The sequence below is a fragment of the Desulfobulbus rhabdoformis genome, from assembly GCF_016919065.1.
GTDB classification, from domain to species: Bacteria; Desulfobacterota; Desulfobulbia; order Desulfobulbales; family Desulfobulbaceae; genus Desulfobulbus; species Desulfobulbus rhabdoformis.
Map to the genome: position 1 here is coordinate 182,650 of NZ_JAFFQA010000001.1, position 25,327 is coordinate 207,976.

Annotated in this window: 24 protein-coding genes; 3 read left to right on the forward strand and 21 right to left on the reverse strand. The window is 53.9% G+C overall.

The genetic code is table 11. The features are described 5' to 3' along the window. The first annotated feature begins 24 nt into the window (after positions 1-24). Positions 25-2,217, forward strand: coding sequence for a heavy metal translocating P-type ATPase (locus JWJ90_RS00880; RefSeq protein ID WP_205225291.1), 2,193 nt, complete (start codon positions 25-27; stop codon positions 2,215-2,217). 527 nt (positions 2,218-2,744) lie between these two features. Here JWJ90_RS00880 and JWJ90_RS00885 read toward each other — a convergent pair. From JWJ90_RS00885 to JWJ90_RS00900, 4 genes are all read right to left on the reverse strand, one after another. Next, the gene (locus tag JWJ90_RS00885) at positions 2,745-3,041 is read right to left on the reverse strand and encodes an HU family DNA-binding protein (RefSeq protein ID WP_205225292.1); all 297 of its coding nucleotides are present in this window, start codon (positions 3,039-3,041) and stop codon (positions 2,745-2,747) included. Positions 3,042-3,120: 79 nt separating this feature from the next. After that, the gene (locus JWJ90_RS00890) at positions 3,121-3,567 is read right to left on the reverse strand and encodes a flavodoxin (RefSeq protein ID WP_205225293.1); all 447 of its coding nucleotides are present in this window, start codon (positions 3,565-3,567) and stop codon (positions 3,121-3,123) included. An 83-nt stretch (positions 3,568-3,650) separates the two neighbouring features. Continuing rightward, a complete protein-coding gene (locus JWJ90_RS00895; protein WP_205225294.1) occupies positions 3,651-4,004 on the reverse strand; it encodes a hypothetical protein in 354 nt (117 codons plus the stop codon). Positions 4,005-4,033: 29 nt separating this feature from the next. Next, on the reverse strand, positions 4,034-5,290 hold the full coding sequence (locus JWJ90_RS00900; RefSeq protein ID WP_205225295.1) for a DUF2325 domain-containing protein: 1,257 nt from the start codon (positions 5,288-5,290) through the stop codon (positions 4,034-4,036). 308 nt (positions 5,291-5,598) lie between these two features. On the opposite strand from JWJ90_RS00900, the gene JWJ90_RS00905 reads away from it, so the two are divergent. Further along, the gene (locus JWJ90_RS00905; RefSeq protein WP_205225296.1) at positions 5,599-7,182 is read left to right on the forward strand and encodes a hypothetical protein; all 1,584 of its coding nucleotides are present in this window, start codon (positions 5,599-5,601) and stop codon (positions 7,180-7,182) included. Between the two features lie 328 nt (positions 7,183-7,510). Here the strand turns inward: JWJ90_RS00905 and JWJ90_RS00910 are convergent, their stop codons facing one another. Continuing rightward, positions 7,511-7,801 (reverse strand): hypothetical protein, encoded by a 291-nt coding sequence (locus JWJ90_RS00910; RefSeq protein WP_205225297.1) that lies wholly within the window; start codon positions 7,799-7,801, stop codon positions 7,511-7,513. 495 nt (positions 7,802-8,296) lie between these two features. Here JWJ90_RS00910 and JWJ90_RS00915 point away from each other — a divergent pair, with 495 nt between their 5' ends. Beyond that, positions 8,297-8,875, forward strand: coding sequence for a class I SAM-dependent methyltransferase (locus JWJ90_RS00915; RefSeq protein WP_205225298.1), 579 nt, complete (start codon positions 8,297-8,299; stop codon positions 8,873-8,875). 322 nt (positions 8,876-9,197) lie between these two features. Here the strand turns inward: JWJ90_RS00915 and JWJ90_RS00920 are convergent, their stop codons facing one another. The 16 genes from JWJ90_RS00920 to JWJ90_RS00995 all read right to left on the reverse strand — a co-directional run bounded on the left by JWJ90_RS00920 (position 9,198) and on the right by JWJ90_RS00995 (position 25,278). Continuing rightward, entirely contained in the window at positions 9,198-10,019 is an 822-nt protein-coding gene (locus JWJ90_RS00920) for a Crp/Fnr family transcriptional regulator (RefSeq protein WP_205225299.1), read from the reverse strand. A gap of 258 nt (positions 10,020-10,277) precedes the next feature. Continuing rightward, positions 10,278-10,772, reverse strand: coding sequence for a TlpA family protein disulfide reductase (locus JWJ90_RS00925; RefSeq protein WP_205225300.1), 495 nt, complete (start codon positions 10,770-10,772; stop codon positions 10,278-10,280). Between the two features lies 1 nt (position 10,773). Further along, positions 10,774-11,319 (reverse strand): hypothetical protein, encoded by a 546-nt coding sequence (locus JWJ90_RS00930; protein WP_205225301.1) that lies wholly within the window; start codon positions 11,317-11,319, stop codon positions 10,774-10,776. After that, complete coding sequence (locus JWJ90_RS00935; protein ID WP_205225302.1) at positions 11,316-11,693, reverse strand: hypothetical protein; 378 nt, start codon at positions 11,691-11,693, stop codon at positions 11,316-11,318. The genes JWJ90_RS00930 and JWJ90_RS00935 overlap by 4 nt, the downstream gene beginning before the upstream one ends. A gap of 38 nt (positions 11,694-11,731) precedes the next feature. Next, the gene (locus JWJ90_RS00940) at positions 11,732-12,499 is read right to left on the reverse strand and encodes a prepilin peptidase (protein ID WP_205225303.1); all 768 of its coding nucleotides are present in this window, start codon (positions 12,497-12,499) and stop codon (positions 11,732-11,734) included. Further along, positions 12,496-12,873, reverse strand: a complete 378-nt coding sequence (locus JWJ90_RS00945) for a type II secretion system protein GspG (RefSeq protein WP_205225304.1) — start codon at positions 12,871-12,873, stop codon at positions 12,496-12,498. The genes JWJ90_RS00940 and JWJ90_RS00945 overlap by 4 nt, the downstream gene beginning before the upstream one ends. A gap of 18 nt (positions 12,874-12,891) precedes the next feature. Further along, entirely contained in the window at positions 12,892-13,509 is a 618-nt protein-coding gene (locus JWJ90_RS00950; protein ID WP_205225305.1) for a hypothetical protein, read from the reverse strand. After that, positions 13,506-14,447: a peptidyl-prolyl cis-trans isomerase gene (locus JWJ90_RS00955; RefSeq protein WP_205225306.1), complete on the reverse strand. Its 942-nt coding sequence runs from the start codon at positions 14,445-14,447 to the stop codon at positions 13,506-13,508. The genes JWJ90_RS00950 and JWJ90_RS00955 overlap by 4 nt, the downstream gene beginning before the upstream one ends. A gap of 50 nt (positions 14,448-14,497) precedes the next feature. Then, a complete protein-coding gene (locus JWJ90_RS00960; RefSeq protein WP_205225307.1) occupies positions 14,498-15,703 on the reverse strand; it encodes a type II secretion system F family protein in 1,206 nt (401 codons plus the stop codon). A 17-nt stretch (positions 15,704-15,720) separates the two neighbouring features. Next, positions 15,721-17,379, reverse strand: coding sequence for a GspE/PulE family protein (locus tag JWJ90_RS00965; RefSeq protein ID WP_205225308.1), 1,659 nt, complete (start codon positions 17,377-17,379; stop codon positions 15,721-15,723). Positions 17,380-17,526: 147 nt separating this feature from the next. Next, a complete protein-coding gene (locus JWJ90_RS00970; protein WP_205225309.1) occupies positions 17,527-18,648 on the reverse strand; it encodes a type IV pilus twitching motility protein PilT in 1,122 nt (373 codons plus the stop codon). After that, complete coding sequence (locus JWJ90_RS00975; RefSeq protein ID WP_205225310.1) at positions 18,599-20,479, reverse strand: type II secretion system protein GspD; 1,881 nt, start codon at positions 20,477-20,479, stop codon at positions 18,599-18,601. The genes JWJ90_RS00970 and JWJ90_RS00975 overlap by 50 nt, the downstream gene beginning before the upstream one ends. Continuing rightward, positions 20,476-20,856 carry a hypothetical protein gene (locus JWJ90_RS00980; protein ID WP_205225311.1) on the reverse strand — a complete coding sequence of 127 codons (381 nt, stop codon included), beginning with the start codon at positions 20,854-20,856 and terminating at the stop codon, positions 20,476-20,478. Before JWJ90_RS00980 ends, JWJ90_RS00975 begins: the two co-directional genes overlap by 4 nt. Before the next feature lie 55 nt (positions 20,857-20,911). Next, positions 20,912-21,454: a type 4a pilus biogenesis protein PilO gene (pilO, locus tag JWJ90_RS00985; RefSeq protein ID WP_205225312.1), complete on the reverse strand. Its 543-nt coding sequence runs from the start codon at positions 21,452-21,454 to the stop codon at positions 20,912-20,914. Continuing rightward, on the reverse strand, positions 21,451-23,091 hold the full coding sequence (locus tag JWJ90_RS00990; protein ID WP_205225313.1) for a PilN domain-containing protein: 1,641 nt from the start codon (positions 23,089-23,091) through the stop codon (positions 21,451-21,453). Before JWJ90_RS00990 ends, pilO begins: the two co-directional genes overlap by 4 nt. A 39-nt stretch (positions 23,092-23,130) precedes the next feature. Further along, positions 23,131-25,278 (reverse strand): type II secretion system protein, encoded by a 2,148-nt coding sequence (locus tag JWJ90_RS00995; RefSeq protein WP_205225314.1) that lies wholly within the window; start codon positions 25,276-25,278, stop codon positions 23,131-23,133. Positions 25,279-25,327: the final 49 nt, after the last annotated feature.

Below are 25,327 nucleotides of genomic sequence, written 5' to 3' on the forward strand. Positions count from 1 at the left end.
CCGGGGCATTTTTGTGCCAACAACATGAGCCAACCATTGCAACACAGTATCCGTCATCGGACCAGCTATCGTACCCGTGTTCACGTTCCGGCCCTGAAGGATCAGCCAGGGCTCTGTCGGGAACTGCAGCGCTCTCTCAGACACCTTGAAGGGGTGGAGGCAACCCAGGTCCGTTCACGTTCCGGCTCTGTGATCCTGCTTCATCCGAAGAAGAGGATTGCGCTGTCGCAGGTTCTTGGTCTGGTTGCTTCCACCCTGGAGCAGTCCGTTTCAGGAAGGTTTCCCTCCCGCTTGGAGTGTGGTTGCCTGGCTGCTCCCAGGCGTATGCCGGAACGTGTGGGGCATGTACCCGGTCCTGTCCTACTGCTTTCAGGCATCTATCTGCTCTATCTCTACGCCAAGCGGATGGTGGGAGCCCTGAGCCCGGCTCTTACTCCCACCTCCCGTCTTCTCACCCTGCCTGCCCTGGTTACCCTAGCAATCTCCCTGCCTGTTCAACAGCAGGCTGTGGAAAATTTACGCAGGACGGGCAAACCTGATATGGGGCTTATCTCTACGGGGATCCTCTATTTTTCTTTGCTTACCGGCAACACGTTGGCCGCTTTGACCGTCTTTTGGCTCTTCAATCTCTCCAGTTGGCTTGAGGATCGAATTCGGATTCGGACCCGACAGGCCGTGCGAGATATGCTCTCCAAGGACTGCCGACAGGCTTGGCTCCTGAGCGATGGTGCAGAGATAGAGGTGGAGGTCGCTGATCTTCGACGGGGCGATGTTGTGGTCCTGCGCAAGGGAAATGTCATACCGGCCGATGGCGTGGTGCTCTCGGGGCAGGCTTTGATTGATGAGGCTGCGCTCACAGGAGAAGCAGAGCCGGTTTCCCGCAGCGCAGACGAAGGGGTACTTGCTGGAACAGTGATGGTGGATGGTTTTTTACAGGTCCGGGTCGAGCAGGCTGGTGAGGACACGCGCCTGGCGGCGATTATTCGTCTGATTGAACAGGCTGAGCACGATCCTGGAGCCTTACAGCTCTCCACCCGCCAGTTCTCTCAGGCCATCGTTCCGGTCTCCTTAGGACTGGCTGGCACTGCCTTCTTTTTTACAGGCAGCCTGATGCAGGCCATGGCCGTGCTCATTATTACCTGCCCCTGCGCTTTGCGTTTATCCACCTCTGTGGCTGTCAGCGCAGCCATGAGCAACGCTGCCCGCAGTGGTATTCTGATCAAGGGCGGACGTTATGTAGAAATCGCCGGACAGGTTGATGTGGTTGTGGTCGACAAAACCGGCACCCTCACCGACCGTTTGGCAGAGGTAACGAACGTCACCCTGTTTGACCGCAGATACCTGGAGGACACTGTTATACGGCTTGCCGCCAGTGCCCAACAGGCTTGGTCGCATCCTTTGAGCCGAGCGCTTGTCGAGGAGGCGAAACAGCGCCAGATTCCCTTGCTGCCGGTTGTAGATGCAGAATTGGTTGTGGCCCAAGGGGTGCGCGCACAAATCGGGGCTGATACCCTTGTTCTCGGACATGCAGGCTTTCTTGAAGCCAACGGGATACAGCAAGCTGTTTCCATGGACGAAGCATTGCCAACAGGTTGCCAGCAGATGTTGGTTGCCTGTAACGGCCGACTGATAGCGGCTCTGGGGATTCAACACAGGCAACGCGCAGGGACGGCTGAGGCCCTGGCCCGCCTTCGAGGCTTGGGCGTTCGGCGCTTGGTTGTCCTGACCGGGGACAGTCGGGTTGGGGTGGCCCCAGATATTGAGCAGGCATTTGATGAGGTGCTTTCCTGCCAGTCACCCGAGGCAAAGGCCGCCTGGATCACCAACTGGAAGCGAACACACCCAGAGGATGTGGTGGCCATGGTCGGCGATGGTATCAACGATACCCCCGCATTCGCCGCCGCAGATCTCAGCCTGGCCATTGGCCAGGGGGGAGCTGATGTGACCGTTGAATATGCGGACATCGTCCTTCAGCGTGGCGGCCTGGACCAGGCGGCAGAAGCCCTTGATTTAGGCAGACGCACACGGCAGACTATTCGGCAGAGCTACGCCATTGCCCTGGGGACGAACGGGGGCATTCTGGCTTTGACGACCTTCGGGGTGCTCTCTCCTGTTGGCGGCGCCTTATTGCATAATATGACCACGGTGGTCGCTGTGGCTAACGCTTCCACTCTTGCCCGCAGTTCTGGCCGTCAGGTTAAGCCATGGCGGTCATGATTATGTGCTCTTTATCGAGAGTAGCTTTTTGTAAAGATAGCTTTCATTTTGTTTCCTAGTAAGGTCGATTCTTCGACTTTAAATCCGTGCTTCTCAAGCATCTCACGAGTGGTCTTTATTGTTAGAGGTCGTGCGAAAGGAGAGGGCTTTCTATACGTTTTCAGGTAGCGATATATCATGAAAATTTTGTTCAGTGATGTCATCCCCTCTCGTAAAACTAATGATGAATAATTGACCATTTTCTTTTAACACTCCTTGAATCCGTGAGTATCCATCCAGAAACGGTCTTTTCGGAGTCTGCGCTTTCCTGCCCAATTTCGGCGTTATGCGATAAAATTTTTCGCATGACGCCGAAATTGGCAGAAAAAGCAAGTATTCAAGATGCCCATAAATCATGCTCGGATATCCTTGTTTGCTCTAATTTTTTCCCAAAAAAATATTATAGCAAAGCAGGGGGGAGCCGCCTTTTATTGATCTTGCATGAGACCGCAGTGATGCTGTTCTGCCACCAGCTCTTTGTTACAGATTCAGCGGGGCAAAGTCTGAAGGTAATCCTGAACGGTTGCTCGAATATGGACACCAGCCTTAAAACGAACCGCCTTTCTTGCTGGAATATTGATCAGTTTTCCCGTTTGTGGCAAACGAACCCTGCGTGAGGGGCGTCGGGTGACTGAAAATGTCCCAAAGCCTACTAATTTGACCGTATCCTCTGCAGCCAGCGCCTGAGAGATAATTGTCAGCAAAGAATTGACCACCTTGCCGGTGGCCTCTTTACTCATGCCGCATTCGCTGGCAAGTCTGGTGATGAGTTCACCCTTGTTCATGGCGTTTCCTGGATGGGGGGAGCTTGAAGGGGAGTGTTCTCAGAAGAATTGAGAATAACTCCCCGCCGGAAAAAACGGATTAAAGCGCCGCTGCCACCTCCTGTGCCCAGCCGACTATTTCATCGGTCACATCACCCGGATCGCCATCAATTTTCAATGATTCCACGACCACCTTGCCCCCCAGGCTTTCAACTTTGGCCTGGAGTTCATCAACTGCGCCGCAGAAATAGGTATAGGTTGAATCACCACATCCAAAAACAGCCACTTTTTTATCTTTCAGATCGGCGTTATCCATTTCCTCAAAAAAGGAGGCAAAATCCTCCTGAAATTCAATCTCGTCATCTCCCCAGGTCGACGAGCCAAGCAGCGTGAGATCATACCCGTTTCCCAGGTCTTCCACCTTGCTTTTGCTGACATCCTGAAGCACGACCTCATGCCCCTCTTTCCCGAGAACGTTGCCGATTTCAATGGCGGTGGTTTCGGTGTTCCCTGTGGTTGATCCATAGACGATCAATGTTTTTGCCATGGTAGATGTCTCCTTAAAAGTTGCTTTTTCGTATGTTGTAACTGGTTGTACTGAGGTGAACGTTGATGCCTCCTGATCACAATTCAGGTATCGGTCGAATGTTCACCATCATGACAGTTGCCACAGCACCCCTTATCCAAAGGGTCATAGACTATGACTCGAACCTTATTGGGTCCTATCTTCAGCCCGTTTTGCCCGGTAAGGTAAATTTTTTTACGGGGCAGATCGAGTATCTCCGTCATCTTTTCAAAGGTGGTGCGACTTTGGGGCGAAATGGCCGTTATTCTGCCGGTATGCACAAAGATAATTCCCTCTCCGCAATAATCAGTGGCGATAGTGTTGGAGAGCTGCAGGGCCATCTCGGAGGTGAAGGGACCATCCAGGCTGATATGGAGATTTCCGTCCCGATACACTGTCTGGAGAGCTTGCACGTTCATTGGGGGGTCCTATATGTTTTTTAGTTTTATTATTGAACAATATCGCTTAGTCCCCGTGCCAGTGAGGAAAGACCTGAGCTGCGCATGGGAACAAAGGGTTTCTGGTATCGTTTACACATTTTTTTGACGCATTTGCAGGCGTCATGGCTGACGCAATCTATGGGGCAAAGGACCGCATCCGCTGTATTCAGCAATTTAGGCAGTATGTTGCGGGAGGCCTCTTTGCCCCCATCATGATGGAGAAACCGTCCCCCTGACTGTTCGACCAGCTGGCGATAATGGGGGACCATTTTGTGCAGACCACCGACATAGAGCACGGTTTTCCCACACAGGTTCAGCCCCGGGCAGTTTGAAGTGTCCTTATCTGCGCAGATGGAGCAGGGGCTTTGCTCCTCACTCAATCGATCAAAAAATTGGTTTTCCAGGATGGAGAGTTCCCGCGCCTGCTCCTGGCTGCGTTGCTCCAGAGTTTTGTTTACCTGCTGCAGCGTCTGCAACTGATTGTCCTTATGGGCCACCTGCCTTCGCAGGTTTTCTGATTCCTCGCTTAGTGCATCGAGCTGGCCCACCAGAAGATTGTTCTCCTGGCGTATGCTCTCTATTATCTCCTGCTTCTGTTCCAGCTTTTTATTGAAGGTTCCGCTGGTGTCTTGGGGTAGCTCATTCGTTGACTCCTCCCTGCTCAACGCGGCCTTGGCTGCGGCGAGTTCCTGGTGTAGTCCGCTGTTTTCCGACAATAATTTTTTTCTGTCTTTTCTAAATTGTTGCCGCTCAGACCCCATGACCTCTTCAAGCATGGCGAGTTTTGAGCGCAGGTCTGCGATGAGTTTGCGTGTCCGGAACATGCTGTTGGTCCAGTCATGACTGAGCATATGAAGCTCACCATAGCATCGGCTGACAAGACTTGCCGATGCGTAGGGATGCACCAGCAGACTCCACCAGCCTGCGTCAATGTTTCCCTTGCTCAGATCCTCTTTCCATAGAGCCATGATCTCTGACTCTTCCTTGACCAGGTGATATTTTTTAAAATGAGTGCGGTATTTTTTATTGAGGTATTTCTGCAGCGCACGTCCTGAGGCATCAGAGGTGTCGGAGATTTGTATGAAATGCGTGTGGAGCTGATAGTCATCGAGCTTCGCCTGGGTCTTATACACCTTCTCCTTGCTTAATTTTCGTAATTCCGCCCGGCTCAGACAGGTGCCGATAAGGGCACATTTGAAGCAGGGTTCAATCTCCCAGATTGTTCGCTTCGCCAGGGTTCGTGAAGCTACGGTGATCGTTTTCATAAAGCATACCTCAAGACTCGACTAGACAGGTTTAAATACGATTTACTTTTTTAGCGTTCGCTAACTTTAGACTATCATGCCGGTTGTGACCCAAAATGTCAACAATTTTATTAGTTGGTCCTAAAAAGCATGAATTGAGTTGTAGTGCACTATAAATAATTGACTTTTTAAATTGGGATGCAAGCGGGTTAGAAAGTAAAGTCAGGATAATTTTTTGTTTGACAATATTTTTAGATATGTCTAACTTTTTATTGACGTAGATCTATCAGCACGAATCAATCCTGAACCCGTAAGAGGAACAGAGCACAATGGCGTTATCTCAAGCATACAGCGAAGCAGGCGATGGCCTGAAGAGGGAGAGACTCACTTTGGTGCAGTGTCGTACCACTGTGGACTTCGCCAAACTAGCTGCGGAGTTTGCTTTGGCAGACAATCGTGCGGGGGTGTTGAAGGCGCTGGAAAGAGCAAGGTGCGTTTGTGCCACCCTTAAGGATTACCAGGTCTTGATCAGTGCGGTTGTCAGCTTGCTCAATGATCCTGAGGTAGCGACGATCCTCGCCTTTGAAACGATGTTCACGCTCAAGTCAAGCGGTGATCAGGCACAGATGGCCGACTACTGTCATAGATATCTCAGGGATAGATCTCTTGCCTTGCAACTCTATCGGTCTGCGGCCAATTTTTGCGAGTGTGTGGAAGAGTTGGCAGGGGTTGCAGAGATGGTTGTACATGAGCTTGGCGATTTAGAGGCCGGGCGAGAAATTTTGCAGCGGGCAAGAAGGCGAGCTACCGATCATGGCAGTTGTATTTTTCTCGCTCGCAAAGTGCTTGCCATCACCGGGGATACGGTGCTGGCAGACTTGTTGCTGCTGCGAGCCGGCGATCTGGCCACTGCGCCAGAGGAAATGATTGTCACGGCAACCGAGCTTGTCACCAAGATCAACAATCGAGCCGGTGCCTGGGTATGCCTGCGGCGCGCAGAAGAAACCGCCACAACCCGGGAAAGCCTGAAAATGCTCATGCTGGCCGTGTTGACCCTGCTTGACGATGAGGCATGGCACGAGAAGCTTGCCCGGAAAATTGAGATCCGTTCCCGTTGCAGTGAACAGTATGCTCATTTTTATCAAAAGGAAAAACGGGCAAAATCCTGTTACTGCTTTGTTATTCTCGCACAGGAAGTCTATCAGTCGGTTCAGGATCACGACTATTGTCGCTGTCTCTACCAAAAGGCGTATACGCGTGCACAGACATTTCAGCAGAAGATCAAGGTCGTGGAAGGAGTCGCGCGTTACCTGAAAGATCTGCAATGGCTTGAGGTGATGCTGCATGAACTTCTCAGAGAGTGTGAAGACATCGTCAAAGTCGATGCGGCAGTCGCCCTGATGATGGCGTATCTTCCCGGTGGGAAAAAGCGTGCGAGGAAGGTTTACACTGGCCTGGAGAAAAACTGTGTTGGTTGTCGCTGTTATCTTCGTTTGGCGCACAGCGTCCTGGTTTCTCTTGGGGATCAGCAGTTGGGGCGAACGCTGTACCGTCGAGCCGAGGAAGCCGCTTGCACTCAGATGGAGCTTCTCATGTTGACCCAATCCATCGAAGATGAGCTCGGTGATGGCGGCTGGGTACAATCTCTCTTTCGAAGAGCCCTTCAGCTTTGCCGAAATGGAGGAGAGTTCGCCATACTGGCTCAGGCTGTTGCCAAGAGTCGCTTCGGCTCAGCGCAGCTTGCTGATCACATCCGCCAAAGAGCGGAGGCCGTACTTTATCTCCCCCAAGAACAGAAGCTGTTTGCGAGAATCTTTTATTACTTGTTTCCCGATCAGGGCGCAGTGGAATCCGATGCCATTAACCTGCGGACTACTGCCGTGCAGTTCCATGATCAGGCGATGTCCTTATAATGGGCGCTTGGCTCCTTAGAAAAGCAGAGTCAAAGATTAACCTGAATCAGCAAGCATTCATTGATGCGGGGGGGAGCAGAACTATAGGGTGTCTTGAATAATTAGATTTTTCAATCAAGGTCAAGGCATGTGAAAAATTTTACCGCAGGCATATACCTGATATTCCGAGGATAAAATCTTGAGCATAACGCAGAGATTGGCAGAAAAAGCAATTATTCAAGATTCACTATAATTGAGCGACCACCCGCCGCTACGAATGCAGAACAAGAGACACCACCCACCATTGACCATATAGTGAGTGGTGTTGTGTATGGCGGAAAAATAAGGACTAAGCAGAAGGGGGCAGGTCGGCCGCTGAATCTGATGCAGCAGCCGGAGCAGGGGACAATGCTGTATTCGAAGCTTGCGATTTCACCTTGGTCGTTCGTTTTTCAGGCTGGTAGAGAAACTGGTGCCAGAGACTGAAGGCAACCAGGGCTACACCGGCACCTGTGTGCAGGTTTTTCATCAAACGATTGCGTTTTAAAAAGGGTGCAGTTATCACCGTTATGCCAAGGGTGGCTGTCATTCCAATTTTGGCAATTTCTTTTTTCGTCTCACGATCGAGCTTTTCTGACATTTCGTCTCTTTCGTCGTTCTATGGTTCGCATGGTCCCTTTGCCGGTCTGTAGGGCAAGGACGCATGTCAGGGCTGTGGCGACACTACAGGCTATTGGAATGAATGCAAACATATCTGGCCTCCTCGTATCAAGTCTAAAATGTTAAGCGCACAAAATTTTATTTAAGTAGCAAAGCATTCATTTGTGTTTCGGAGAGTTGTCGAAGGTTATTATTTGATTAAAGCGAACCTAACTTTACTAGGGAGTCCTGTCAAGGCTAAAATTAGCTAAGGCTAATAAACAACGGATTGGCTGAATTCGTTTATTGCAAGAAAGGAAGGAAACGGATTAAAAAGGATGGTGAGGGTAACAAGAGATTCAATGTTTTCATTGATCCATCCTGTTGCACAAACAAAATATACTTGATCGAAATCATAGCCGGAGTACCCCTTGCAACATGTCTGGGAAAGGAGGCAAGGGATTCGAAAAACAAAATTTCCACAGAGGTGCTACAATTGAATGGCGATATTTCTTTAGAGATAATGGGGCCAATATTTACTGCGGTATCGGGAGATGTTTCTCTGGCTCTAAAGGTACTCGAACTCAAACCAGAGGCTATCGTTCTCGATGTGGGAACGGGGGCCGCGCAATGTGCCCTTTCTCTTGCGCTGCAGGGGGTCGACGTCGTGACCGGGGAGCCGGCGACCGATACGTCCATATATGCTGGCAAGGATTGGTATGACAAAGCAAAGCGTTTGGGTGTTGCTGAGCGTATAACGTTTCAGCCTTTCGCCGCACACGACATGCCCTTTCCTGAAAGATCATTTGATGCGGTTTTCTTTTTTGGCGTTCTGCACCACATCGATGAAGTCCAGCGGCAAGCCGTTTTTCATGAAGCCTTCAGAGTGATAAAACCCGGTGGACCCATGGTCTTTTTTGAGCCAAAGGCGAAGACCTTGGAGGTGGTCAGGAGGTCTGATCCAGGCCACCCCGACGCCGCAAATCCCGAAGAGTACACCCAAGGTTTCGGTACGCGTGTGGACAAGATCACGGGACAGATGATGCACATCTCTATTTTTCGAAATATTGCTTGAATCCGTGAGCATTCATCGGCATGTCACAAACAATGGAGGTGGCGTGCTGATGGATGCCCCAAGGGGCGGCGGCTGAAACTGAACTACCAATGAATGAGTTAAAAAAATCTTCGTATCTGCAATAGAACACCTTGTTTAGTGATCACTCCCCGTCACGGATTAAGGTATTGATCAGGGTACCGAAGAATTATTTTATTCCCTGTCTCCTGCTGCTGAACGGCTTGGGGCTGGGCGGGACGAGAGCCCCAGGACGGAAAGGAGTTATTTTCCCGGGTCTCAGATCCTCCCCGCCCAGGCCCAGGCCGGTCAGCAGGATTTCAGATCAATCGACGTACGCTTTACGGCTCTGTTTTCCTCTTCTTCTCCCTTTTTCCCAGCCATGGCCATTCACCACCTTGCTCACCTGTATCAGCCCTTCCTCGTTGAGCAACTCGACCACGCCATGCCTGACATGCACCAGTCCCTGTTCTGTCAGGCAGCTGAGGGCTCGGGAAAAGGTTTCTCTGGCCAGGCAGATCTCATCGGCAGCCAGTTCCAGGGGGCGGAGATCAATTTGAACTGAGGGCGTTTTGCTGCCGATGAGTCTGGCCTGCCGGGTTAACTGGCGGCTCTTGCTCAACAGATAGCCTGCTACTTTTGCCAGAGCCCGCGATTTGCGGCAGAGGCAGGTGTGTCGGCATGAATGTTCAACGTTTTCAGAGAGCAGGCGGACCACCTGCATCGAGACCGCTGGATCTCGGTGCATCAGGTCCGAAAAAAAATCAATGGGCCAGGACCAGCAATGGGAGGCTGCGATGGCCATGGCTGAGTAGCTATAATTGATATGTCTGGAAAGCAGTTGGTGCAGGCTGAGGTAATGGCCAGGCAATGCTATATGCCGCAGGCACTGTTCCCCTTCGCTGGTGGGGTAGTATTCCTTGATGCGGCCACTGAGCAGGTAGTGAAATTGACGGATTGGTTCACCTTCAAAAAACAGGTGCTCTCCACGCCTGAGCGGTCGAAAGATAGCCATGGTTTGCAGTTGTTGCTGCAGTTCTGGAGATAAGCGCAGTAAAAGAGGGCTATAGAGCAACCCTGTGCGTTCTTTTATGGTCGAGCGTTCCGTCATTGTGCTGGTGTGAAGCTGCGCTAGAGACGATTTCATATTTTTTGTGGTGTGTAGAAATATGTTAGGTTGGTGGTGAGGGCCTCTCCCCCAACGTTTGCCCCCTTTGGAAGAGCCTTAACAGCTAATTTTTTAGACTATCCTTAAAAAGTTGTCAATTAATAAAAAGTTTTGATTTTACGTAATTAGCATTGGGGCGCGTACATCAGCGCAGGTGCAGCCGTTGTGTAAGGGAAAAGGACACAGGAAAAAAGTATGCATCTTTTCAAGATGCCATTTTTTGAGGGGTGCAGAATTTCAGGGAAGCCCACGGATCTGCTTTTCCAGGGTACCTTCCGTGAACTGACCTGCATGGTGATAGCGGATAATACCCTGGCGATCAATGAGCACGGTCATCGGTATGGCTCGCACTTGAAACAGATCAAGCAGTCGTTGACTGGAAAGGGCAATGGGGTAGGGAATGGAGTATTCATGGACGAAACGGCGCACGGTTACAGGCCCGGTTTCTGATGAGGCTGCGATTACAGCGAGTCCTGTTCCAAACCGTTTGTGCAGTTCTTTGAGCGGTGCAATGTTTTTTAGACAACCAGCGCACCAGGGAGCCCAAAATTCCAGAAGCACGGGCCTTCCTCGTAAATCCTCGAGGCTAAGTGTGGTGCCATCAAGCATGGTCATGGTGCATTCCGGCGCAGGAAAGCCGGTGAGGCTTCCCGCACCCTGGTTTTTGCAACCAGGGAAAAGAAGGCAGGCTGCAAGCAGGCAAAGCACGACAATGGTCCATGGGTGGCGCATGTTATTTCTCCTGGACATGGGGGCCTTTTAGCAGGGAGACAATTGTAGCGACCTTCTGTTGGACCATTGCGTGGTCCTGTGGCTGCTCGGCGATTTCCTGTTGGAGTCGCTCAAGCGCCAGAACCGTTGCATGCCGCTGCTGGTCCTGCAACCGGATTCGGGCTATACACCCATTGATTGGGGCGGCCAGTGCGCAGAAATAGTCCTGCTTCCTGAAGACGAGAGGTTCTTGCGGCAGGTGGCCATGGGCAGCTTTGACGAGTACAGTTTCTACTTTCCGCATCATTCCCGCCACAGAGCGGCTGCGGTTCAGGCACCACAGGCTGAGGAGGAGGAGCACGGCAAGCGCAACACCTCCCATGTACCAGGGGAACATGCGGTTCAGGTCACAGACCATGTTTCCTTTGTAAAAAAACAGATAAAACCAGGAGACAACGATCGCGCTCAGCAGAATGAGAACCAGATTTATGGTCAAGACAACCAGCATATGCCGCAGTTGATAGCGAGTGTCGATCAATAACCGTCGCCGCTGTCTTCTTGTGCTCACAGCATAGCCTCCATAAGCGTGATATAGGTGCGGGGGATCTCAATACGCTTGAGGTCACCAAGGGCCTGGCGGTAGATATTGCCGGAGGGACCATTGAATTCCATTGATTTCCACTGGAGCGCGGACTGCCCCTTATGGGCGGCAAATCCGTACCCTTGAACGGTGACGGTGTTGGTCTCCTCTGCCCGTGTTATTTCAAAGGCAATAGTTTTGTTTTTGCGGTCAAGGTGAAGATCGGTGACAGAGCCGAAACGGGCCTTGCCTCCATCAAGTTTGGGGATTCTGCGGTTCAGCAGAAACAGGGTGGCTGATTTTCCGGTGATTTTTTTAAGACGCAGCCGTTTGAGTTTTTTCAAGGTCTGAAGCAGTTTCATGGCAATACCTGAAGAGTTAGTGTCCGTTCAGAAACGAGTTAAGAAGAATGTGGCGCAAACAAAGTGAGAACTGTGCCTATCGCAAGAAAGGGGCCAAAGGGCAACCGGTCGGATTTGCCTATAAATCTACATCCCACCGCAACGAGAAGCCCCAGGAAAGCGCTGTAAAAGAGAATACTCCCCAGAGGCTGCCAGCCAACAAAGGCTCCGATCATACCCAGAAGCTTTATATCTCCACCACCGATCAGAGTTTTGTTGCGCAGCCACTCGTAGATCGTGGCGACTACCAGCGGCACCATGCACCCCAGAATCATACCGATCAGCGCATTGATCCAACCGGGAAATGGGGTCAAAACGCTTGCCGTCATGCCAGCCAAACATCCGAAAATAACAAGGGAGTCTGGAATAGTCCCCAGGCGAAGGTCAATCACCGCCACCGCCAGAAGAAGAGCAAAAAAGAGCGTATACAGAAAAAAGTAGGGGGTGGGGCCATAGTTGTGAAACAGCCAGGTCGTTATGACCGCCATGATCAGTTCCACCAGCGGGTACTGGAGGGAAATTCGCTTGCCACATGACCGGCAACACCCACGCAGAAGCAGGTAGCTGAGGACCGGGATATTGTCGTACCATCCGATACGCCGTTCACATTGAGGGCAGCGTGAAAACATCGAACCAAAAAAGACCTGCCAGCCTCCTGGAAGTCGGAGTATCACCACGTTAAGAAAACTCCCCAATACAAGGCCAAAGATGGTGCTCAGCAGCAGGGGAGCGATGGAGCTGTTTTGAAGAGAATGCAAAATATTCATGGACCGGTCACCGTCATATCGTCTTCTGTGCCCGGAAGGCCGTCTTCGCCGAGGCTGCTGAGAATATAGGACCGCCCCTGGTTGTCGGTATAGAGGTAGGAATTGCCCCAGTGGTCCTTGGCAAGGTCTTTCACATGATTTTCCTTGAAATTTGCAGCCAGCCAGGTTGCAAAACGATCAGCGCGGGGATAGCGCCCATGCTTGAAAAAATGGGCATCAAGCATGGTCGACATGGAGCGCAGATCCCCAGCAGTGGCCAGTTGTTGTCCTGTGCGGATGGATTCGTCGATAACGGTTCGAATCTGTTCCGGTGCATCGGTAAAGGCCATCAATGAGCCAATGATGAGTACACCTGCCAGGCTGAATTTATCCATGAAGAGAGCATCCCATTATCAGCTGATTTTTTCGGTCGAGTCCGTGTTGCCGGTCGCTGTCTCCGGCTCTGATCCCAGGGCTGATCCCGTGAGTTTTTTGGCAGTAGCCCCCCCCTGATCCAAGGCGGTGCCCAGCGCCCTGCGCCGTCGTCGCAGAACAACCAGAAAGAAGATTCCCGCAGTCGCCCCCGTCACCCCGACAATGGGGCCAATACGGGAAAATTTTTTTGAATAGTACATGATATTGGTCACATAGGTGTAGACCCTGACCCTGGAGCCATCGGCTGCCTGGTACTGCCAGACACCATCTGCTCCCCGTTCAAAAACCATGGAGTCGTCAAAGATGTCGTTGGACTTGGCATCCAGTGTGATAAAATTGACCACAGCCCAGTTACCTTTAAGTTCGACTTCTTTGAATTTGCGCACATAGTAGCGATTCTCCCATTTTGCATTCCTTCCTCGGTACAGTTCCCGGTGGACATAGCTTTCCATGAAATAGGCAAAATTGTCAGCAGTGGGCTGGTCCAAGTCCAGATTTATCTTTTTGCGCCCCTTGGTCGAATGGGCCAGGACGGCTTCGGTCATGCTCAGTAACAGGAGTAGCAGGACGATAGCCAGCAGGAATGATCGCTTCATGGAGTGCCCCCTTGATTGACCTGGGCTGTTTTCTTCGTCTCCTCTGATTGTATCGGTGGATGCACCTGCTGCTCAGGGGATTTTGCCTGCTGATAGAAGTCGTCCAGCAACTTCTGATCAATCCGGACATTAAACTGCTTTTTCAGGCCATCATAGACACTTTGCCATTGATCACGGTAACGAGCGTAGAGGACATCGTTGCGGATATAGGGTCTTTTTTCTTCAAAACTGTACTGGTGCGGAGGGGTTTTCCCCTCCAGCCGCATGATCCAGGCCTTGCCGTCCAATTGGATCGGTCCGGAGACCACCCCGAGCTCGAGTTGCTCGACAACCGGCTGCCAGGCGGGTTGAAACCGGCGTAGGGGGCGGGTGCCCGTTTTTCCACCGTTTTTCCGCTCCTCTTTGTCAAGGGCGTAGCTGGCGGCGGCCGTTGCGAAGTCGAGCTGGCCTTTTTGTATGGCGTTGGCAGCTTCTGTAGCCTTGTTCGGGTCCACGCTGAAGGCAGAAAGGGTATACCGGGATTTCTCCTGGTACTGGTCTTTGTGCTGCTCGTAGAATGTCAGCATCTCTTCCTCGGTGATCGAATTCCGGTCAACAGGGGTAATCAGCTTTTCCTCCATGATTTTGAGGAAGAGATCGCTCATCTGTTCGTGGAGTATGGCCCGGACACGCGGATCGTGGTGCAGCCCCTCGGCAAGACCTTTAGCTATGATCATCTCCATGTTCAGGGCGTGATCAAAGACAAACTCCGGCGTCAGCAGCTCCGGTTTAGAGCGGAACTGGCTTTTGCGTTTCAGACCCTCGTAATGGGCCCGCAGGTCCTCGCTAGTCAGAACCCCTCCCTTGTATTGGACCAGAGCATTGTCCGGCTGTCGATCGCAACCGTTGCTCACCAATAGGGCAAGAGTGCAGGCGAGGGTAATGGTAACTCGCTTCATGAGGGGAACTCCTTATGATTTTGTTGAAATTTTTTATATCGATTGGGTGCTCAGGCCTTGTAGAGGGCGAGCATGCCCGCAACCAGAGACCAGGCTACAAAGCCGACCACCCCGCCAAGAAATATGATCAGCATCGGCTCGATCAGGCTGCTCATCCATTTGATGCGGTCTTCCAGTTGTTGCTCGTAGAGATCAGCCACCAGGGTTACCTGCTTATCCAGATTACCCGACTGTTCCCCAATGCGAACCATAGCAATCATCAGACTGGTGAACAGGGAGCCCTTGGCCAGCACCACGGATAGCTGTTCCCCCTCTGCCACCTTGTCCGCCACCTGGTCCACATCCGTTCGCGCCGCCTTGTTGGTCAGCGTATCACGGGTAATGCTCAAGGCCTCCACCAGAGGAATGCCGCTGTTGAGCAGGGAACCCAGGGTCCGGGCAAACTGGACGATCACCCCCATGCGGGCAATCGGGCCGAGTACCGGGAGAAATACTTTGTAGCGGTCTATCAGTTGCCGGGTCTGCTCCAGGTTGAAGAGGGTGATGAGCAAGGCAATGGTGGCCAGGGCGCCCATGATCAACGTTTTGGCATTTGCTATCATGAAGTCGGAAATATCCAGCATCAACTGAGTGTTCCAGGGTAGTTTTGACCCCTGGAGTAATACCGTGAATTTGGGGATGACAAAAACCACCAGGAAGATGACCACGCCAATAGCCACAACCAGCACCACCGAGGGATACAGCAAACTGCGGATGAGCATCTTGCGCAGGGCCGCCTTTTTTTCCAGGTAGATCACCAAATCGCTCAGGACCCGCTCCAAAATACCACCTGCCTCACCGGCTTTGAGCATATTGACTACCACCTCGGGAAAAACCGAGGGAAAACGGCCGAGGGATTCGCTGAAAGAAACGCCGCCCTCTATCTGCATCTTGACCTCGCCGAGCACGTATTTGAAACGCCGGTTGATCATCTGCTCGTGGAGAACGGCAATGGACTCGGTGATGGTGATGCCGGAGCCGAGCAGAGCTGCCATCATCTGCAGAAAGAGCAGGATCTCCTGGAGCCTGATCCGGCCGAATTGGAGGAGGAGACTGTTGAGATCGCCGCCGCTGCCTTCTTCAGCCTCGCGGATCTCCATAGGTGTCAGACCTTTGGCAAGGATGGCGTTGGCCGCAGCCGTCGGGCTTGCGGCCACCAAGGTCGAGCGTGTCAGTTCCCCCTTGGCATCAATAGCTGTATAGGCGTACATGGGCATAGTCTTTGGTCTCCTGTTCAACCCATGGTCACGCGCATGACCTCTTCGGGAGTGGTCAAGCCCTGACGAATTTTGATAATCCCTTCATCGCGCAGGGTACGAAAACCCAGTTCGGTCATTGCGTAGTCCCTGATTCGGTCCGTGGTCTCCTGGGCGGCCACCATTTTTTGGAGCTCATCATCCACGGCCAGCAGTTCATAGAGGCCGCTGCGGCCCCGATAGCCTTTAAAGCTGCATCCCTCACAGCCCTGTCCCCGGTTGACCATCAGAGCTTCGTTTTCAGGAAGCCCGAGCATGCTCAGTTCACTCTGGGTGATCGGTTCCTCTTTGGCGCATTTCGGGCAGACCCTGCGGACCAGGCGCTGGGCAAGCACGCCCCGGATTGAATTCGCCACCAGAAAGGGTTCTGCCCCCATATCCATCAGTCGGGTAAAGGCCGAAGGGGCGTCGTTGGTGTGTAGGGTGGAGAGCACCAGATGGCCGGTGATAGCCGCCTGCAGCGCCACACGTACGGTCTCGCCGTCGCGGATTTCGCCCACCATGATTACGTCCGGGTCCTGGCGGAGAATGGCACGCAGGGCCCCGGCAAAGGTGATCTTGGGGCCGGGGTCAATTTGGGTCTGGTTGATGCCTCCGCCCATCTTGACCTCCACCGGGTCTTCCAGGGTGGTCAGGTTAATCGTGTCCGAACGCAGCATCCGCAGCACCGAATAGAGGGTGGTGGATTTACCGCTGCCCGTGGGGCCGGTGACCAGAACGATGCCGTATGGGGTGGTGACTATCTGGCGAAACAGATCCAGGGTGTCGGCCTGCATACCGATGGTCTCCAGGTCAATGGCCGAGTCGTGTGGGGGGAGAATACGCATAACCGCCTTTTCCCCATGCACCACCGGCAGGATTGATGTTCGAATATTGGTTCCTTCGATATCCACATCCAGCCGTTCCGGCTTGAAGAAAAACGCCCCATCCTGAGGCATACGTTTTTCCGCGATATTGAGCCTGGAAAGAACTTTGATACGTGTCAGCAGCTTACCAGCCAGATTGATCGGCAGGGTTTCGGCCACCATCAGCATGCCGTCAACGCGAAAACGGATGATCAGGTCGTTAAAGACCGGCTCCACATGAATATCCGAGGCGTCCAGGTTAATGGCCCGCAGGAGCAGCTTCTCCAGCAGCTCACTGATCAGGTGCACTTCGTCATCAGATGCGGAGGCCACGGCGCTGATCTTGATCGAGGTGTCGTACTGACGACTGTAGAGCTCGGTCTGCATTTTGCGCAGACTCCTCCGTGAAACCAGCTGCAGGCTCACCGTGCGGTTGACCAGCCGTCCCACCGACTGTAGAGCGGCAATATTGATAGGACCGGCACAGGCGCAGACAAGCTCTCCTCCCGCGCCAAACCCGGCAGGAAAGAGGCCAAGCTTGAGGGCAAGTTTTTTGGGAACCTTGCCGGTCAGCTCCGGGTCGGGCTTGACCGCCCCGGCATCGAACAGAGGAATGCCAAGAAAACTGGAAAGATGCCCAACCAGTTCCGTTTCATCCATCAGCCCGCGCCGTACCGCCAGCTGGCCGAATTCGTCCTGGAGCACCCGCTGCTCATCCAGGATCGAGGAGACGGCCTCTTTGTTTAGAATGTTATGTTGAATCAGATATTCGCCGAATCGCTGTCGTGCCATGTACGATCTGTTATTCCGTTATTTTCAGGTGTTTTTTGGTGTGTGTTTGGTGGTGAGAGACGACCCCTAACATTCAAAGGTATTTCAAGGGAGCATAGCTGTATCGTGCCCACCGGTTAACGTTCAGTCTCGGTTTCTCATCATTGGTCAGACACAACGCATCACCGACAACCGTTTCTGCAGCAGATCCGGCCGCCGGGCCGCACCGAGCGCCGTCTCCACCGAGATCTTGCCCTCGTAAACCAACCGCACCAGGGATTGCTCCATGGTCTGCATTCCTTCCTTGAGCCCGGTTTCGATCGAGGAGTAGATCATCTCGTCCTTACCGTTGCGAATCAGGTTGGAGATGCCGGTGTTGATGAACATGATCTCAACTGCCGGGACCCGGCCGGTCCCACCGGTGTTGGGCAGCAGCCGCTGAGAGACCACCGTGCGTAGCGAGGTCGACAACTGTTGCCGGATCTGGCTCTGCTCACCCGCCGGAAAGGTACCGACAATACGGTTGATTGAACTGGTCGCGTCCCGGGAGTGCAGGGTCGAGAAGACCAGATGCCCAGTTTCAGCCGCAGTAATCGCGGTACGGATGGTTTCCGGGTCGCGCATCTCACCCACCAAGATTACGTCGGGATCCTGGCGCAGACTATCGCGGATGGCATCGGCAAAGGAGGCCACATCCGTGTACAGTTCCCGCTGGGAGACGATGCAGTTGATATTGGCGTGCTCGTACTCGATCGGGTCCTCAATGGTAATGATGTTGCGTTGGCTGGTCCGGTTGATCTCGTCAATAATGGTGGCCAGGGTTGTGGACTTACCCGAGCCGGTGGCCCCGGTCACCAAGACCAGACCATCATGGAATTTGGGTAGCTGGGCAAGGCTCGTCGGCAGGCCTAGCTCCTTGAATCCCGGCATGCCGTCTGCCAGCATGCGGATGGCAGCGGACATGCAGCCGCGCTGGTAAAAAATGATCACGCGAAATCGGCCTACTCCTGGTTTGTTCAGCCCCAGATCCACCGAGTATTTGCTCTTCAACAGCTCCATATGGCGCGATGACATGATCTCCCCCAGCCTGTCTTCCAGTTCTCTAGGGGTAAACGGCGGGCAGGGGTAGGGGGTGATCTTCCCCCTAATCCGGTAGGAAGGGGGCATGTTGCCCGAGAGATGGAGATCAGTCGCCCCCAGTTCGGCGGTCAGCCGCAACAGTTCCTCCATGGAGTCGGGTTTACTTTGTGGGAGTGGATGAACCTGATGTACCTGTTCCAGCGGCTGCATCAATTTTCTCCTGTTCGTTCTTGTCCTTGGTCGGAAAGTCGAGAATAGTGTCCACCCCATGGGTTGCCAACGGGTGGGAACTGCGGCGCTCAAGAAAGCGTTCGGTTTCGGCTCCGGCCAGTTCCGGGTGGCGAATGATGTGCGGGGTGAGTAGAATCACGGTCTCGGTTTTTTCTTTGGTGTCACTGATATCTTTAAAGAAGAAACCCAGGCCCGGAATGTCGCCCAAAAGCGGCACCTTGTTTTCATATTCCATCAGCTCCTCACGAATAATGCCGCCCAGGGCGATGGTCTGGCCTGAGGCAGCTGTGACAATTGAGGTCAGCTCGTTGGTTTCCTTACCGTCCAGAGGAAATTGGACCACCTCGCCGGTGGATTCGTTGGCCACACCAATGGTTGTCATGTTGTATTGGGGCGAGGATATCTCGGCCTCCAGGTCCATGGTGATGGTCCCGTCCTCGTTGATGAATGAGGAAATCTCTATATCCGTTCCCAGCTCCTCCCGATTGACCGTCACCTCAAACATGGTGCTGGTGACATCGCCCTCATCGTTGTAGAGCACCTTGCTCTCCACATCGTCGCGCAGGGGAACCTCCTGGCCGATAAAAAATTCCACCTTGGAGTTGTTGGCGCTCATCAGATAGGGGGTGGACAGTACCTTGACCCGATCATCTCGGGCATAGAGGGCCAGCCTTGCCTGGATATGCTCATTGCCGAAGAGCAGGGTGGAGGTGGGGCTGGGGGGGCCGGATGTTGAGCCCATTGTATTCCAGGTATCGCGGAACCGGTGTGCTATGCCATTGTCTGTCCACTGGGTCAGATCCCCGCTATAATCCACCTGAAAAAAGCTCTCGAATCCGCCGGTGAGATTGATCTGCAAGATGGCGATCTCCAGAAGCACCTGGCTGGTTGGGGTGTCCATCAACTCGATGATACGACCGATGTCCTCGAGGATGGATTCATCCAGGGATCGGGCGATGATTGAGTTGTTGCGCTTGAACACGGTGAGCACCGCGGGAACGGACTTGTCTATTTTTTTGCTCAGCGCCAGGGCGTTGTTGCCGTGCTGATCCAGCTCACCCAGGTTGACCAGCTTCTTGACCTCCTTGCTGTCAAGGCTGGCCAGCTTGCTCGTCTCCTCGTCCACGGAGAGCTTCTCTCCAGCTTCTTTTTCTTCCTTGACATGCCCATAGACCTCTTCACTGCCGATATCATTGAATTGGATCTTGGCGCTCATCACAGCCTGGAGGATCTTCGCCATGTCATTGGCATTAGTGTAGCGTAGCCAGTAGGCCCGGCTCTTTTCATTGCGGCGGATGACCATCTCACTGGCATACTCCTCGGTGGTCATGAGAGTGATGATTCGTTCATCCTCCCGGTACCAGAGGTCGTTGAGCCGGCAGATCGATTCCAGGGCCTGGCGCAGTGGGATATGGTGGAGGTAGGTTGTGATGGGCAGGTCCGCAGCCTTTCGCGAGACCGCGATGTTAAATCCCGACATCTCCGAGAGGGTGGCCGCCACCTGAATCAGTGGTATCTCGTTGACAGCCAGCTGTTCAACCTCAGTCCGCAACCCCAGAGGGCTACGATAATGTTGACGCATCAAAGCCTGAGCCTCCTCCATTCCCGAGACCCGGTTGCCGGAGATAATTTTCACGATCGGTTTTTCCGCAGGGGGAGGTGGCAGAAGCTTTTTCTGCGTTGGCCGGGCCTTTTGGGGGGGCTGAGAAAAGGGGTGTCCGTCCAGTAGGGCCCCCTGGCGCTCCTTGTAGCCACAGCCGTGTACAAGCAGCATCGCTGCCAGCCAGGTGATGGTGCGCCAGCCTTTCATAGCCAGACCTTGTACTGCTGATTGTTTTCTCCCACGATCACCGCTGACCGCTCCCCCAGTTGTCGCAGGGTCAGGAGGTGTTCTTCGTCTTTGCCCAGCACGCGAATCTTGTCGCCTACCCGTACCCGCCGAAGCTGGATCTCCTCTTTTTTAGCCTGCGCCCCCTCTTCACTCTGCACCACAAACAGGGCGATCTGCTGCCCCCCTACCTTGATGATGCCACGTAGCTGGCAGCCCTCGACCACCTTGCCGTAGCTGGCGTTGGAAAGTCTTTTTTTCGGCGTGCTGAACGGATTACGGCCTGATTCGACCAGGCTGCCCGGCATCAATGGTACAGGTTGTTCAATGGCCCCCCAGGCGATAGAGGTTGTGGCCATGCACACCAGGATGAGCCCAAGGGGCCCATAAGAGATGTTTTTTCTTTTCATTAAATTAAACCCGCAACGTTGCTGTGATAAGCACTTCATCATATTCGCCCTGATCGAGTTCGATCCTTAGCTGCCTGAGCTCAAGTGGCCGGGTCATCTGCTTGAGCCGTTCAATCAGGACCACGAAATCATAAAATTGGCCGCGCAGCTGAAGATCGACCTTTTTCCACTTGTAGACATCCGTAACCTCAGTCTCCTTGGGGATCAGCTTCAGCACCTGCATGTTTTCGTGCTGGGCCATGAGGCTGATCTCGGCCAGTATTTCCGTGACCTCGGATTCGGCATCGGTCCGCCCGCCAGCTGCGTGCAGGGCTGCGGCCATTTTTTTTTCTTCGTCATGTTGTCGTTCCAGCCGTCTTTTTAAACCGGCTGGATTGGGAGGCTCCTGGAGCCTGTTATAAGCGCCGATCTTTTTATTGAGGCGGGAAATGGTTTTTTTTAGGGCCTTGGCCTCGGGGTCATAGACCTTTTTCATGTAAAAATAGCTGCCGCTCACCAGGATGGCGGCGATCAGACCAAAGGACTCCAGCTTTGTCAGTTTTTTCATCGCCGTTGTTTTCCCTTTCTGCTCATTCCCTGATTGGCTGCTATGGTCTTCGTTGTTGTTTGATGCAGGGTCTCACTGGTGTTGAGTTCGAGGGTAAACTGCAGCCCCTCTTCCCCCTTTTGTTCCATAGCTTTTATACGTACCGACCGACACCAGGCGTGCTTCTGCAGCTGCACGGCGAACCGGCCAACCAGGGACGAGTCCTCGGTAATTCCCTGCACCAGGTATCCGCCGTCTTTCTGCTGACTCACCGACTCCAACCGCATTGCCTCGGGCAGGCTGAAAAAGGCCACCAGAACCTGCTCCAGGTGAATCAGGTTGTCGTCCGCGCCTTGCTTGAGAAACGCAATTTTTTTCTTGTGCTCCGTGGTCTTGCGCTCCAGGTTCTTGAGTTGGGTTTCGAGTTTGTCATACTGGTCAAACTTTGTTTTGCGGACAGCGGTTTTACTCTCCAGTTCCACGATCTGTTTTTTGTAGCGTTCCTTGCAGTTTTTCATGTACCCGTAGTGGGCCAGAAGACCACCGGCCATGAGGATTGCCGCACCAATGGGTACCAGGTGGCCGCTTTGGCGAATTCGCACCGGCAGGGGGATGGCGTCGGTGATGCCGATCAGTTGCCAGGTCGCACTTGATATCTCGCGCAGGGCCGCACCCACGGCAACGCAGTAGAGGGCATTCTGGCCGTCATGGCTTGCCCGGCCCAACTTGTCGGCCCGGTGCAACTCCATGGGTTGTGCTCCGTACTCGCAACGCTGGTTTAAAAAGTTGACGATCTCTCTTTGGGTGGCTCCCACACCGGTCAGCGCCAGCGGTACAGGGCCTGGAACCTGTTTGAGGAGAAAATCAAGGGACAGCAGGGGATCGCTTTCCTCTCCCCCCTCGATTATCTCCAGCAAGACCTCTCGCCCCAGGGGGTAGGTATTGATCTGCTTGGGCTGCCTCCCCTTGATTACCGTGAAGTTGGCATAGTCCTGGCCGATGTCGAAGACTGCTTGAGCTACATCCGGTTGGTCAAGAAACAGGGGTATGAAAAAGCAGACCTCTGGGGGGTAGAGGCGAATCAGCCGCAGCTTGGCCCGCTTGCAAATCTGGCGCATGGCCCGGTAGACGTTTTGCTCGATCACCGAAACATTGACATCCATCTCGGGGTCGGCCTCGGTCAGCAAGACCAGCTCTTCCTGCTCTGCGGGATTGACCCGTTCGGCTCCTATCAGGGCCTGCGTGCCAGAGATACCCGTATAGGGCTCCACCTCCCAGCGCAGGGCATCGCAGAGCTGATACTGGCGCAGCTTTTTGACCTTACCACGGTTCATGGTGACCTGGACCGAGCGAGCCATTGGTGTCACCAACGCCATGGGGCCTGATGAATAGTCCAAACGCTCGCTCAGCTCTTTGAGGTTAGCCGGATCCGGCAGGTCATCGGTGGGATTGGAGCGCTCGATAATGACAAAGTTCTGCACCGTCAGCTTACGGCCCCTGCCTTCGGCAACAGCACCGATGATCTGGTGACCGCAGATCTCCACAGCAAGCATACGCCGGGTGGGCAGAAGTCGCTCAAGGCGCTCTCCCAGTCCGAAGATTCGTCTGCCCAGTTGCCTGGGGTGAGGTATGTGGGATAGTCTGAAAGGTAATCGCATCGTGATCCGGCGCCCACCGCCGCGTTGGTGTTGAGAAATTTAAGGTGCGGCGATAAATAAATTTGTATCCAAAGTCAGATTGGTTCTCGGTTCATGCCCGTTGTGCGGGTAGAGGTTGTAGTTGAGCCTGGTGTGCAGCTCGCCGCTGTCCACTGCATCGTTGGTTGTGCCGTTGTCCTGCCAGACCACCAGTTGTCGGGTGCCGGTGCAGGCTGTGCCCGTGTCGTCAAACTGGAGAGCCGTGGGACCCAAGGTCCAGGTGGTACCGATCAGGCTGCCTTCGGTTCCAGCGGTGAACAGTTCCGAGAGCAGGTTACCGGAAGCGTCGATTCCGTAAACGAACCGTGCCTTGGTGGTTCCGTTGGTGGCATTCTCCACCACCAAGGTCTCCAGGGTTAGCCAACCCGGCAGCCAGTCCGATCCGCGCAGGATCATCACCAGGTTGTCCGCGTTATGGCCGCCGCTGTTATTGGGCTCATAGCTACTCAGATCCACGCTCTCGGTGAATGAAGCCGGTTGCAGATAGTCGTTGTTACCGTCCACCGCACCCTCGGGCAGGGTGTCGCTGTCGCCGAAATCAAAGAGACCGTCCGGCCCACGACTGAGCACCAGCAAGCGGTCATCCTCCGTGTGCAGGACATCGTCACTGCCGTCGTCCAGAAAGAAGAGCAGCTCCCGGCCCCAGCCATCGACCAGCTGCTCCTCCTTGCCCTGGGCGATTATCGGAGGCAGGTAGGGGCCATTCCAGCCGATTCCGGGGCCGGAGCCCGTGGAGATCGTTGCCGAAGGATCGGTGATAACCAGGGCCGGCGCAGGCAAGCGGTCAAAGTCGACCTCGGCCGAGTCCGCTCCGGTGTTGGGTTCGTCGCTCCACAGCCCACGCGGCTGGCCTTTGGTGTAGCTCACCGGAGTGGACTCCTCGTTCTGGTCGTCCCAGAAGTCGTCGGTTTCGTTCTCTGCGGTGCCGTTATCCTCCCAGCGGAACAGGGCGGGCCAGCGGCAGAGCGCTCCGGTATAGCCGCTGTTGAACCCGTCTTCACCTGCAGTGGCCGTACCGATCAAGGACCGGCGCACCTGCTCCATCAAAGCTTCAGTCTGCTGGCGCCTGTAGAGGTTACGCTCGGCAAACACCGTGCGCCACTCAATGGAAGAGATGGCCATGACGATGTTATCCTCGTTGTACGGATCGCTTGGATTATAGCCCTTTGGGTCGCTGGCGGAGGCATCATATTTCGTGCCCATACGGTCGTCCGCATCTACATTCCAACCGCTGGAACCCAAGGTACCCTTGGCGGGGTAGGTCCCCTCAAAATCTGCACCCTCTGAGATGATCCAGAACAGGGTCTCCCCTGCGTGGTCCGGGTCCTCGGAAATAAAAAAACGAAAGGCCCGGTCCCAGGCGTCGGCCAGACGACCATCGGTCTGTTTCAGGCGGAAGTCTTCCTTATTGTCATAGTGTTCGCCTAGGTCCCCATCACTGGGGGCATAATCGCCTTCTTCCCATTCCTCGGCGCCAAGGACCATGCTATACACCGGTTTCAGCAGTCCATAGTCCCCATCGTCGCTGGCCAGGTGTTTGCTATCCTCGGGCTTGTTGTCCGTGGGATACACCAGGTAGGGCCCCTTCCAGCGATCCGGATCAAGCTGGGAGGCCTTCTCGCTACTGGGCTGATCGGTCCAGAGCCCACATGGCTGTCCCTCGTTCTCGGTCTCCAGGCCGCCTATGTGGTCGCTGTTGCTGGCTGCATTGGTCAGTTGGCGATAGGGCCGGTCCCAGACCCATCGACCCGCTATAAAGCTGCCCATGGGGCGGTAGTAATAGATCGAGTCATTGGATGCGGATTCCGGGTCAAAGTCCGGCGGCGTGCCGATCACCGTCTCACGCACCTGGGGCGCGGCCTCCCACAGGTCCGGCCAGGACTCCATGTCGCCAACATAGCCGCCGATGATTCGGCGGCCATTGGCATCGAATCGATCCGGATCGCCGACCAGGGCCCGTCGGATCTGTTCCATCTTCTGCCGGGTGAGACGCTCCCGTTCCCGCGTATTGAGATGCCCTAGAACCGGGTAAACCATTGCCGCCAGCATCCCCATGATGGTCAATACCATCAACATTTCCATCAGGGTGAAACCTGCGGAAGGAAGTTGGGGAGGGGCCTGGTTTACCTGTGCATGTGTCTTGATCATTGGTTCTATCGGAGTATTGTGCTGCTGCATCCGGTAGGCAGAAAAAGCT